8 protein-coding genes are annotated in these 12,079 nt (G+C 74.1%); 3 read left to right on the top strand and 5 right to left on the bottom strand.

Annotation, left to right across the window (positions count from 1 at the left end):
- Position 1: 1 nt before the first annotated feature.
- Complete coding sequence (locus AC6JA9_RS08010; RefSeq protein ID WP_497959373.1) at positions 2–1,726, bottom strand: hypothetical protein; 1,725 nt, start codon at positions 1,724–1,726, stop codon at positions 2–4.
- Positions 1,727–5,048: 3,322 nt separating this feature from the next.
- Here AC6JA9_RS08010 and AC6JA9_RS08005 point away from each other — a divergent pair.
- Both AC6JA9_RS08005 and AC6JA9_RS08000 read left to right on the top strand, forming a co-directional pair.
- Positions 5,049–5,231, top strand: coding sequence for a hypothetical protein (locus AC6JA9_RS08005; protein WP_497959372.1), 183 nt, complete (start codon positions 5,049–5,051; stop codon positions 5,229–5,231).
- Positions 5,232–5,801: 570 nt separating this feature from the next.
- A complete protein-coding gene (locus AC6JA9_RS08000; RefSeq protein ID WP_497959371.1) occupies positions 5,802–6,845 on the top strand; it encodes a glycosyltransferase in 1,044 nt (347 codons plus the stop codon).
- Between the two features lie 6 nt (positions 6,846–6,851).
- On the opposite strand, the gene AC6JA9_RS07995 is transcribed toward AC6JA9_RS08000, so the two are convergent.
- Positions 6,852–7,775 carry an RluA family pseudouridine synthase gene (locus AC6JA9_RS07995; RefSeq protein ID WP_426747843.1) on the bottom strand — a complete coding sequence of 308 codons (924 nt, stop codon included), beginning with the start codon at positions 7,773–7,775 and terminating at the stop codon, positions 6,852–6,854.
- A gap of 139 nt (positions 7,776–7,914) precedes the next feature.
- On the opposite strand from AC6JA9_RS07995, the gene AC6JA9_RS07990 reads away from it, so the two are divergent.
- Entirely contained in the window at positions 7,915–9,429 is a 1,515-nt protein-coding gene (locus tag AC6JA9_RS07990; protein WP_408891660.1) for a peptidase M3, read from the top strand.
- A gap of 18 nt (positions 9,430–9,447) precedes the next feature.
- Here AC6JA9_RS07990 and AC6JA9_RS07985 read toward each other — a convergent pair whose 3' ends face one another.
- The 3 genes from AC6JA9_RS07985 to AC6JA9_RS07975 all read right to left on the bottom strand — a co-directional run bounded on the left by AC6JA9_RS07985 (position 9,448) and on the right by AC6JA9_RS07975 (position 11,871).
- Positions 9,448–9,792: a hypothetical protein gene (locus AC6JA9_RS07985; RefSeq protein ID WP_046711509.1), complete on the bottom strand. Its 345-nt coding sequence runs from the start codon at positions 9,790–9,792 to the stop codon at positions 9,448–9,450.
- A 143-nt stretch (positions 9,793–9,935) separates the two neighbouring features.
- Positions 9,936–10,463 (bottom strand): porin family protein, encoded by a 528-nt coding sequence (locus tag AC6JA9_RS07980; RefSeq protein WP_141332550.1) that lies wholly within the window; start codon positions 10,461–10,463, stop codon positions 9,936–9,938.
- Between the two features lie 370 nt (positions 10,464–10,833).
- On the bottom strand, positions 10,834–11,871 hold the full coding sequence (locus AC6JA9_RS07975; RefSeq protein WP_141332551.1) for a hypothetical protein: 1,038 nt from the start codon (positions 11,869–11,871) through the stop codon (positions 10,834–10,836).
- Between the last annotated feature and the right edge of the window lie 208 nt (positions 11,872–12,079).

The raw sequence follows: 12,079 nt of genomic DNA, 5'->3' as shown, positions 1-12,079 counted from the left end.
TTCAGCGCGAGGGGGCGCGCAGCGCGAGGTAGCGCTCGGACGCGGCGAAGCGCAGCAGCTCCACCAGCTCCGGGTCCTGGGAGCGGCGGGAGCGAATCACCGTGACGGCGGGGCCCACGCCGCCGCAGGCCACCAGGCCCGCGCGGTTGGCGGAGTCGCGCGCGGCGTCCGCGAGGGCGGAGGCGTTGAAGTCGCGGGTGCCGGGCTCGAGCAGCTCCAGGGTGCGCTCCAGGGCGCGCGGGGACAGCGCGTCGCGCACGAGCCGCGCGTCGGCGCTGGAGTCCTTGGGGTCCTTGAGGACGGTGGACAACAGGGCGAGGGCGCGCAGGAGCTGGGCGCCCTTGAGCGCGCGCAGGGCGAGCAGGTCCGGGGAGAGGGACAGGAGGGCGCGGCCGGCGTGGAAGCGCAGCTCGGCGGCGGGCAGGGGCTGGCGGATGGCGGCGCGGCCGACGAGCAGGCGCGGCTTGTCGGTGTGGACGGCGGTGAAGGGCGGGCCGTCGTCGTCGGCGAGCACGAGCTCCGGCAGGTTCATCGCGAGGATGCGCGCGGAGGTGTGGAGTGCGTCGAGGACGGCGGGCGCGCCCGGGCCGGCGACGGCGCGCAGGGGCTCGGAGGCGTCCGCGGCGCGGCCCTGGGCGGGGAACAGGCGGCACAGGGCGATGCCGGCGCAGGCGAGCAGCTCGCCCGAGGCGGTGCGCAGGCCCGGGTGACGCAGGCCCGCGCGCTCGTCGCCGGTGAGGGGTGGACGCTGGAGGCGGGGGGCGGGCGTTTCGCGACCGGCGAGGGCCTCGACGATTTCGCGCATGAGGACGGCGCGGGGGGCGTCGCCTCGGGTGTCGAAGAAGTCGGCGAGCTGCTCGTAGGTGGCGGTGTCGAGCGGGCGCTCGCGGAGCTGGCGGAAGACCTCCGGCTCGGTGTCCGAGGCGGGGGCCGGTTCGGGGACGACGATGGGGTTCTCGCGCGTCTCGGCGGCGCCGACGAGCGGAGCGGCGGGCGGCGGGGGCTTCGCGATGAAGGTGCGGCCCGGCGCGGGGCCGGCGGCGGTGCCCTCGGGGCGGTTGGCGCGGTGGACGCGGCGCACGGGGTCCATGCGGCCCGGCGGGGCTTCCCAGGAGATGATGCGCGTCTCGGGCACGGGCGGAGCGTCGAGGTCCATGGCGCCGCCGCTCATCAGGTCGATGGCCCTGCCACCTCGCGGCTGGGGCTCCGGGGGACGCGCGGGGCTCGGGGCTCGGGGCTTCTCGTCTCGGGGCGCGCGGGGCTGCGGGTCCGCGCGAGGCGCGGGGGCGCTCTCGCCGAAGACGACCGTGGAGCCCGACGGGGCGGGACGCTCCAGCTCCGGACCGAGCGCGGCGAGACTGTCCTCGCGGGGCGCGGGCTTCTCCACGCGAGCGAGGACCGGGGGCGCGGGTTTCTCCGTGCGCGCACCGGAGGGCGCAGGCTTCGCGGCGCGGGGCGCGGGGTTCTCCCCGCGAGACGCGTTGCCGGACGCGGCGCCGGTGGAGAGCGCGGGCTTCTCCGGGCGAGACGCGTTGCCGGGCGCGGCGCCGGTGGAGAGCGCGGGCTTCTCCGGGCGAGGTGGGTTGCCGGGCGCGGCGCCGGTGGAGAGCGCGGGCTTCTCCGAGCGAGGTGCGTTGCCGGCCGCGGCGCCGGTGGAGAGCGCGGACTTCTCCGAGCGAGGTGGGTTGCCCTCCGCGATTCCCGCGGACGCAGCAGGTCTCTCCATGCGAGATGCGTTGCCACCAGCGTCTCCCGCGGACGCAGCAGGTCTCTCCGTGCGAGATGCGTTGCCAGGTGCTGCGCCCGCGGATGCAGTTGGCATCTCCGAGCGAGGTGATTTGCCGGCTGCGGCTCCTGAAGACGCAGCAGGATTCTCCGGACGAGGTGCGTTGCCAGATGCGGCCCCCGCGGACGCTGCAGGCTTCTCCGTACGAGCTGCATTGCCGGATACAGGCCCTGCCGAGGGCGCCGGCTTCTCCGTGCGAGATGCGTTGTCGGGAGCGGCGCCGGTCGATGGAGCGGACCTCTCATTACGAGGCGCGTTGCCGGGTACCGCACCTGCGGAGGGGCCAGGCTTCTCCGTGCGAGATGCGTTGCCGGGTGCCGCACCCCTCTCCGTACGAGGCGCGCTGGCGGGCGCACCACCGCTGGGCAGAAGGTCCCTCTCCGCACGAGACGCATTGCCGGGCGCGACATCGGCGGACGCAACGGGCTTCTCCGCGCGAGGCGCGTTGCCAGCCGCTGCACCCTTCTCCGCACGAGGCGCGCTGGCGGGCGAGACACTCGTGGGCGCATGAGTGCGCGGAGAGGAAGCGTTGGCGGACAGCCCGTCGGCGGGCTGCGCGGACTTCCCACCTCGCGGACCCGGGCTGTTCGTACTCGACGGCGTCGCGACGTCGCCGGGTGCGCCCCTCTCGCCCCTGGCACTCGGGCTGTTCGCCCCCGCCGGAAGTGCGGACCTTTCGGCTCGTGGTGCGCCGGAGGGAACGGCAGCGGCGCCCGCCTGCGGCTGTGAAGCGGCTGCCCCGGATGCACCACTCGCCGCCGACGGCCCCGTCGTCCTGTCGCCCCGAGGAGGCGCGATGCTCGTCGCCTCGACGCTCCCTTGTCCCGGAGGGACATTCGGGTCGGAGCTCGAGGTGATCTCCTCGGACAGGTCTCCGCCCGCCGCCACGAGCGACGTCGACTTCGCGGGCGAGGGAGCCAACGGAGACCTCGGCCCACTGGACTCGCGGCGAGGCGTCGCGCTGCGGGGCGGCTCGGGCGGCGGCAGCGCCGCTTCCCGCTCCTCACGCGCCAGCCTCAACCCTTCCGCGCGCCGCGCGTAGACCTGCGCCCGCTCCGCGTTGCCGAGCGACTCGCGCCACAAGCGCGCCAGCCGCTCCCACGTCTGCTCGCGTTCGAGCTCGTCCTCGGTCGCGGTGGCCGCATGCTCCAGCGCCCAGGCCGCCTCGCCCTGGTTGCCACGCGCCCACAACCGCTCCACGAGCAGGAGCCACGCCTCCTTGTGCCCCGGCTCGAAACGCACCGCCTGGCGAAGCTCCCCCAGCGCGGCCTCCATCTCCCCGGCGGCCTCCAACGTGGCCACCAGCTCGAGCCGCGCCTGTCGCGCCGCGGGGCCGCGTGACTCCCGAGCCAGCTGCGCGCGCAGGAGCTTCCCCAGCGACTGCGTGTCCCCCAGCTCGCGCGCGAGCCACAAGAGCCGCTCCCGAGCCTGCTCACTCTCGGGGTTCTCGGCGAGCACCTCACTCCAGGCCCACTGCGCCAGCTGCGAATCACGCAGCTGCTCCTCGGCGGTGCGCGCGAGCACCCGAAGCGCCTCGGCCCGGTCGGGCGTCCGACGCTGCAATCCCGCGAGCACGGTGCGCAGGCGAGACGCCAGGGAGCGTCTCTCTTCGCCCTCGACACAGAGCAGCAGCCCCGCCAGCGCGGGCACCATCCCCGGCACCAGCGCATCCGCGGCCTCGAAGTCCGCACGGGCCTTCTGGAGCTCCCCCATGTGCAGCCAGCGCTCGCCTCGCGTCAGCAGCGCCGTCGCACGCGCCCGCCCGGTCCGCGCTCGCTGGATGGCCTCGTCGAGCGCGCGCCGGACCAGCGAGGCATCATCACGAGAGGACAACAGCCGCACCTGCTCACGAAGCGCGACGCGATCTCCCGTCAGCTCGACGATTTCGCCGTACATGCGCGCGGCGCCCGCGGGGTCCTGGAGCTCGGTCTCCATCACCTCCGCCAGTCGCGTCAGCGCCTCCGCGCGCATCGCCGGGTCCTTCGCCCGGTCCGCGCGCTTCAGGTACAGCTGGGCCAGCTCCTTCCACGCACGACGCGCGATGAACTGGGCCTCCAGCTTCTGGGAGTGCGCCCACTCCTCCGTGTCCTCGCCGTGGACATGCTCGCCCGACCCCGGACGTCCCGAGCGCGGCGGCACCGGGGCGCTGCTGCTTCCCACGGGAGCAGGCGCGGCTCGACCCGCGTTATCGCCACCCGTGGATGCGCGCCCGAGCGCGGCGAGGAGGTCCGCGAGCGGAACCTCCGTCGTCTCCGAGCGCGGAGCGTCCTCGACTCGAGTGGGGCCAGCGCCCCGCGCGGACGGCTCCGTCTCCGCGGGCTGGAGGGCGGGAGGCTCCACAACCGACGGGTTCCCCTTCGGGGGGGCGGGCCGCGGCGCAGCCGGCTCCTCGGACGCGTCGTCCCAGGGAACCGAGAGTGCCCCCAGGTGGACCGCGGGCATCTCGACCTGGGTCTTCGCGGGCAGGTCGGTCTCGGAGGGCGGAGCCTCCAGCAGCGGACGCGCGGAGCCCTCGATGGCATCCGTCGAGGAATCATCCGGAGCCCAGTTCCGGCCGATGGCGGCCGAACCGCTCGCGTCAAGAGACTGAGGACCCGACGCGCCTCCAGCGCCCTGCTCCGCGCGAATCAGTTCCGCAGGACTCCTGAACGACGAAGGTGTCTCCGGACGGAGGCTCGGAGCCGCGCGCTCGGTCGGACTCGTGCCCGATGAAGTCTCGGCCGCCGCAAAGCCCAGGCCGACGTGTGCTTCGCTTCCTTCCGCCGAGGCCCCGCTCGCCCCTTCGCCACCAGACGCATCCGCGCGGTCAGCGGCCGGCGCACTGCCGACCGCCGGGGTCGCACTCGACGAAGCATCGGCAGCCGTATCCGTCGGGCCAACAGGCGTCGGGAGCCCGACCGCAGGGACCGCGCCCGACGAACCACCGGGAGCCCCTTCGACGGGGACACCGTTCGTCGTGCCCGACTCTTCGCGAGCTTCATCGCCCAGTGGCAGGGCCAGCGCATCGGTACGACTCACACTCGGTTCCGTACTGGCGAGTGGCGAGGCCGCCACCTCCGTCGGCTCACGCGTCTGCGCGTCCTCTCCCGCCGAAGCCCGAACATCCTCTCCCGCACCAGACTCGGAAGACCGACTGGCCGCGCTCGACGCCTCGACCCGCGACACACCCTCGACCGCCGACGCCTCACCCGTCGTCGCCGAAACCCGCGCGTGCGCCACCGGCTCCGTCGGCGTCACCTCCCATGGCACGGCTCCACCACGCGTGCTCTCCCGAGGCTCGCCCTCCAGCGACCGAGCAGCCCCGGAGGTCTCCAATCCCAGGGGCGGTCCCTCCACCTGGAACTCCACCTGCGACAACTCCATCGTCAGCGAGCGCGGCGGCGGCGCCACCGGTGTCACCTTCGGCGCCACGCCCGAGGTGTCCACCACCGTCGCCGCGTGGTAGTCGACCTCGTCCTCCTCCCAGATGGACACGCCCTGCGCGCCCGTCTTCTTCGTCGGCAGCTTCTCCAGCACGCTCCCCACGGGCGCGGCGGCGGGCTTCGTGCTCTTCGCACGGAGCGCCTCCAGGACCCGCCGCGCGCGGCGCTCGTCCGGGAACTCCCACGTCAGCGCGTCGAGCACCGCCACCGCGCGGGTCCCCTGCCCCGTCTTGCGCAACAGGCGCGCGAGCTGTCGGCGCACGGCGAGCCGGACGTCGGCGGACTCGGTGGGCGGCACGGCTTCCAGCAACCCGATGGCAACAGTTTCGGCCCCCGCCAGCCGCCCGAAGCGCACCAGCGCGGCGGCCAGGCGCGGCGTCATCGGCAGGGTGCGGCGGGCGGTCGTCAGCTCCTCGAACGCCCGGGCGGCGGAGCCCTCGCGCAGCCAGCGCGCGGCGGCCCGGAAGTGCCGAGCCACCCCTTCCGCCGCCTCATCCGTCGACCCGACGTCGAGCGTGCCGGCTCGCGGCACCTCCTGTCGGACGGCCGCGGGCTCCGGCGTTCCGGCGCCCTTGCCGTTTCTCACGCCACCCATGGGTGCGGCAGTCTACACAACGATGGCCATCCCGGTTGTCACCGTCCTCCTTCCCGCTCGAAATGCCGAGGCCACCGTGGCCCGCGCCGCCCGGAGCCTGCTCGACGGCACCCTCCAGGACCTCCGGCTGCTGGCCATCGACGACGGCTCCACCGACGCCACCCGCGCCGTCCTGGAGGCCCTGGCCGCCCGGGACTCGCGCGTGGAGGTCCTCACCGGCCAGGGCCGGGGCCTCGTCTCCGCGCTCCACCTGGGCCTCCGGCAAGCCTCCTCCCCCTACGTCGCCCGGATGGACGCCGACGACGAGGCCCTGCCCCGGCGCCTCGAGGCCAGCCTCCACGCCCTGGAGGCGGACCCCGGGCTCGCCGGCGTGGGCACCGCCGTGGAGCTCTTCCGGGACGACCAGCCCGTGAGCCCCTCCCTCCAGTCCTATGCGCGGTGGATCAACAGCCTGACCTCCCCCGAGCAGCTCTTCCACGCCCGCTTCATCGAGAGCCCCCTGTGCCACCCGTCCGTCTGCCTGCGCCGCGACGCGCTGACGTCCACCGGCGCCTGGCGGGACGGGGACTTCCCCGAGGACTACGCCCTCTGGTTGGAGCTGCTCGAGCAGGGCCACGCCCTCAAGAACCTGCCCGAGGTCCTCCTGCGCTGGCGCGACAGCCCCGCGCGGCTGACGCGGACGGACCCGCGCTATGGCCTCGAGAGGCTCATGTGGACCAAGGCCCGCTACCTGGTGGCCCGCCGCGGCCCCCTCTCGAAGGCCCGCGTCTGCACGCTCTGGGGCTCGGGCCCGAGCGGCAAGCTCATGACGCGACTCCTCCGTGAGCACGGCGTGGAGGTGCGGCGCTACATCGACGTGCATCCGCGCAAGAAGGGCACCCGGCTCAACGGGATTCCCGTCGTGGGCCCCGAGGAGCTGGGGCCGCCGGGACAGGAGCCGCTCCTCGTCTGCGTCGGCGTGCGCTGGGCCCGCGAGGAGCTGCGCCAGGACCTGGCCCACCTGGGCTGGGTCGAGGGCCGGGACTTCACCTGCGTGGCCTGAGGCGCGCTACTTCTCGGGCACCGCGCCGCTCGGCACCGCGACGCCCGCGAGGGTGAAGAAGCGCAGCAGGTCCTCGGGCACCGGCGCCTCCACCGAGAGCGTCCGCCCCGTGTCCGGATGGGCCAGCTCCAGCGCGTGCGCATGCAACAGGCACCGCGCCGCCTCCGTCCCCGCCGCCCTCGCCGCGCCGCCATAGCGAGCGTCCCCCAGAATCGGTGCCCCCAAGGCCGTCAGGTGCGCGCGCAGCTGATGCGTGCGGCCCGTGTGCGGCAGCAGCTCCACCACGCAGAACTCCGGCCCGGCATACAGCGTGCGGAAGTACGTCAACGCGGGCACCCCGTTGGCGGCCCGGCTCGCCCGCCACCGCCCCGGACGCGACGGGTCCTTGGACAGCGGCAGGTCCACCTTGCCCGACGCGGGCAGCCCCGGCCCCGTGGCCGCCACGTAGCGCTTGCGCGCGCGCCCCTCGCGAAACTCCGCCGCCAGCGCGGACGTCGCCCGCGCCGACTTGCCGAACACCGTCACGCCCGACGTCTCGCGGTCCAACCGGTGCACCAGCCCCGCCTCGCGTCCCAGGTACCGGCTCACCTGGTCCACCAGGTTGCCCCCCACGCGCGCCTCCGTGGGCTGCGCGGGGAGCCCCGCTGGCTTGTCCACCGCGAGCACCTCCGCGTCCTCGTGAAGGACCCGGAACGTGGGGGCCTCCGGCGCCTGGGCCAGCGAGCTCGTCCCACCCTCCTCCAGCACCACCGCCACCACCTGCCCGGACGTCAGCCGCAGCTTCGCGTCGCGGCAGCGCTTGCCGCCCACGTACACGGCGCCCACGTCCACCAGCTCGCGCGCCTGCGCCTCGGACAGTCCGAGCTCCCCGGCCACCGCCTCCGCCACGGCGCGCCCCGCGCCCTCCACCCGGAATGTCCGACGCTTCACTCGCGGCACCTCACTTCCAGTCCGCTCGCTACAGAAAGGCGCGGCCCACCACAAGGCCCACCCGCCAGGTCCACGGGCCACCAGGGCCCCTCACCTGTTCCCCCGGGCGAGCGCGTCCCCTGGTAGCTTGCGCGGCCCCATGGACCGCCCCCTTCACTCGGTGCGTACGCGGCTGGACGACTTCCTCGCCGAGCTGGCCACGCTCCAATATCGCCACGGCGCCGGGCTCTCCTCCGAGCCCCCCAGCCTCCACGCCTCCTTCCCCGAGCTGTCCTCCCCGGACACCTTCATCGCCGCCAACGAGGCGCTCGCCAAGGCCCGCGCCAAGGAGGACCCCCTCGCGGTGCGCCGCATCCAGTTGCTGCGCGAGCTGGTGGCCACCCACGTCGAGGAGGCGCTCGCCGCCCGAGCCGCCCGGGCCGTGGCCGACCTCGAGAGCAAGGCGGTGCTCACCATCGACGACCAGACCTACGCCTTCACGGAGGCCCTCGGCCGCCTCCCCCGCGAGCCCCGCCGCGCGCGCCGCGCCGGCCTGGAGCGCGCCGTGGGCAACTTCCTCTGGGAGCAGCGCGGCCCCTACGGAGACCGCCGCGACGCCGCCCTCCACGCCGCCGAGCGCCTGGGCGCCACCGACTACCCCACGCTGCGCCAGGACGTCACCGGCATCCCCTACGCCGACCTCGCCAAGGCCGCGGACGAGACGCTCCGGCGCACCGAGGACGCGTACCGCGACGTGCTCGCGTACGTGCTCAAGAAGGTGGACCCGCTGCTCAGGCCCCTGCCCGGCGGCGACGCGCGCCGACACGACGTGCAGGCCGCGCTGCTGGCGCCCTGGATGGACGAGCACCTGCGCCGCGAGGACGCGTGGCCCGCCGTGGTGCGCTGGCTGATGGAGTGGGGCTTCACGCCGCACGCGGACGGCCGCATCCGGCTGGACGAGGAGGACCGCCCCGGCAAGTCCTCGCGCCCCTTCGTCGTCACCGTGCGCGTGCCGGACGACGTCCGCCTGGTGCTCCAGCCGCGCGGCGGACTGGACGCGCTGGGCAGCCTGCTCCACGAGCTGGGCCACGCGCAGCACCGCGCGCACGTGTCCGCGACGCTGCCCATGGAGCTGCGCCGCCTGGGCGACGCGGGCATCACCGAGGCCCACGCCGCCGTCTTCGAGCGCCTGCTGCTCTCCCCCGAGTGGCTCAAGCGCTACCTGGGGCTGGGCGCGGTGCTCGCGCGCGACACGGCGAGGCTGGCCGCGTTCCAGGCCCTGGCCGTGCTTCGGCGCCACTGCGCGAAGCTGTCCTACGAGCTGTCCCTGAGCCAGAAGGGCGCATCCACCGAGCGCGCGGACGAGTACGCCGACGGCCAGCGCCGCGCCCTCTTCGCCGAGCCACATCCCGGCTTCTTCCTGTCCGACGTGGACCCGCAGCTCTACGTGGCGCACTACCTGCGAGCGTGGGCGCTGGAGGCCCGGCTCACCGGGCGCCTCACCGAGCGCTTCAACGAGGACTTCTGGCGCAACCCGCCCGCCGCCGCCTGGTTGAAGGGGCTGTACGCGCGGGGTGGAACGGATGACGCGGAGGGACTGGCCACGGAAATCTCGGGCACGCCGCTGGCGCTGCCCGAGGCGGGAGAGCGCCTCGTGGCCATCCTCAACCGGTAGTGGTGACCGCGCGGGCGACTACTTCTTCTTGCGCAGCGCCCGGACAATCTTGTCCTTCGTCGGGTTGGCGGCCGTCTCGCGAGCACGCGGCGCGGCGGGCGCCGCCGCCTTCGTGGCGGGCGTCTTGGCCGCGGCCCGGGCGCGCATGGCCTTCATCAGCTGCATCTCGATGAAGAGCAGCTCGTCACCCAGCTCCTCGTTGTCCCCTGCGGCGCGCGGCAGCGGAGCCCGCGTGCTGGAAGCGTCGGCGCCGTGCCGCATGCGCAGCACCTTCTCCTCCTCGGCCGACAGCGTGCGCGTCTTCTCCAGCGCCGCCTTGACCTCCTTGGCCGTCACCGTGCTACTCCCGACCTTGCGCTCCATCTCCGCTCCCTTGCTGTACAGCCCACTGAACTTCCGAGCATGTCGGACGCGTCTGGGCCGCAACCGACGAGGATTGTAGAGGACGCAAGAGTCAGCGCAAATTTTCTTCCAACAGGTTGGGCCCGCCCTGTAGCGCGAGGCGCCTACAGGTGCATTCCCAGCCCCAGGAATCCGGACGAGAGCGCCTGTCGCTCCCCGGCGAACGGGGAGCCGGTGGCGGAGAAGTTCTGGTAGCGGGCCTCGGCGGAGAGGAAAAGTCCCCGGCCCAGCTCCACGTCCAGGCCCCCGCACAGCTCCGCCCCCAGTTGGAGGGAGCGCGTCGCCCCCTCCTCCCGGAGCGCGTGGGCCACCATGAAGCTCAGCCCGAGGCCCAGGTAGGGACGGACCCGTCGGGGCCCCGGGGGCGTGATTCGCAGGGACATGGGCGTCGCCTCGGTGAGCTGTCGACTGGAGGCCACGTGGCCGCCCACCTCGAGGAGGGACGCCTCCCGGCGATAGCTCCAGGCCAGTCCCGCGCTGTAGCCCGCCTCGCGCCCGCCCTCCGTGTCCGACAGGACGTAGGCGCCCACCGGGAACACGGTGACGCCCAGGCTCCGGGCAGGGGGCTGCGCCTGGACGCGGGACGCGAGCAGCCCGCAGAGACAGGCCAGGAGGGGGCGGAGACGACGCATGGCCCTGCGGGAGAGCAAGCCACACGCCACGGTGGAACCCGTGTGAAAACAGTGGGTTGAGGCGATTCTGCGTGGCCCTGACGCGGGCGTCCGGGCGGAGCCGTCAGGGCAGGCGGGCGGACGTCGAGACGACGGAGAGGAGGGGCCCCATGACGCGACTGTCCGGGTGCGGCGATCCCCTCGAACCGGGCCCAGGCGGAGGCGTCACCCGCCTCCACGCCCAGGACGTCCAGCGACTTCAAAGGGGCGTCACGGGAAGCCCCGCTCGGGGCGACTCGCCGCCACCATCGTCCTCGGGCGACGAGGACGCCTCACACGGGGCGACTCGCCGCCGCCCCATCCTCGGGCGGCGGGAACGCCCCGCAGCGGGCTACTCGCCGCCGCCCTCGTCCTCGGGCTCCGGCGGAGCCTCACCGGCCGTCGAACCCTTGGCGCCCTCGGGCTTGGCGCGCTCGATGCCGAAGCGGTCCAACGCGTCGGCGATACCCTGCGGCTTGTCCGCGTCGGGCAGGAAGCTCTCGGGAGGCGCCAGCTTCTGGTCCTTGCCCACCTCGGTCAGGGCCGCCTCCAGCGTCATCCGCAGCTCCGCCGCCTCGGGCGTCTTGTCCGACGGCACGCCGATGCGCCCGTCCAGCCGCGCCTTGAGGACCACCGACGTGGCCGCGTCCACCAGCACCTCGCCGTCCAGCGAGCGCGGCAGCCGGTGGGCGAAGAAGTTCCCTCGGCGACGCGTCGTCTCGTCCGCCCCGTTCTTGGGCTGCAGCAGCGCCGGCAGCGGCCGGGAGGCATCCCCTTCCGAGGCGGGAGCCAGCGTCACCTGGTAGCGCCACGCCGTGCGCCCCTCGTAGGTGACCGTGCCCTGGGGCGACAGCTTGAGCCGCCCCTGGAACAGGCTGTCGAAGTCGCGGATGGCGCCGGTCAGCTCCGCGCGGGTGCGCTCGGCCATGCCGCGGTCGCGCAGCCGCTGACGGAACGGGCCATACCGGTTGCGGGCGAACACCTGCCCCGCGATGCGCATCACCTCCAGGCCCTGGTCCCGGGAGTTCTCCAGCACGCCGTGGAAGTCCCCGCTGACCCCGCCCGCGCCCGCGCGGAAGGTGCGCGTCTCCGTGAGCTTCACCGGGTTGGACTCGGCGGAGGTCCACTCGTAGCCCAGGGTGGCCTGGTAGCGGTGGGGCCCCAGCCGCTCGGTCACCTCGGCGGCGTCCATGCCGAGGATGCGGCGCGCCACCTGCGGGTTGTCCGCGACATCCTCCGGGGGCAGCTTCTGCTGGGCGGAGGCCACCACCTTGGGCGGGTCCTCGGGGGAGAAGATGCGGGCCTTGGCCGCCTTGTCGACCGGGTCCGAGCAGCCCGAGGCCGCCAGTGCCACGGCGAGGATGAAGGCGGACTTCTTCGAACGGCTCACGACTCCTCCGGAGGGGGTACCACGGGGGCGGCAAGTTACGTGGCGCGTACAGGAGCGGCAAGCTGCGGCTTGCGTGCGGCCGTGCAAGGGATAGAACGCCCATCTCATGCAGAACCTGCGCGACAAGTTGTTGAAGGCGGGCCTCGTCACCGAGGAACAGTCCAAGAAGGCTGATACGGCGGCCAGCCAGGCGGAAGCCCGGAGGCCC

It is taken from the genome of Myxococcus sp. MH1 (assembly GCF_059738865.1).
Note: the sequence above shows the minus strand (reverse complement) of the source record. Positions and strands in the feature narration are given on the sequence as shown.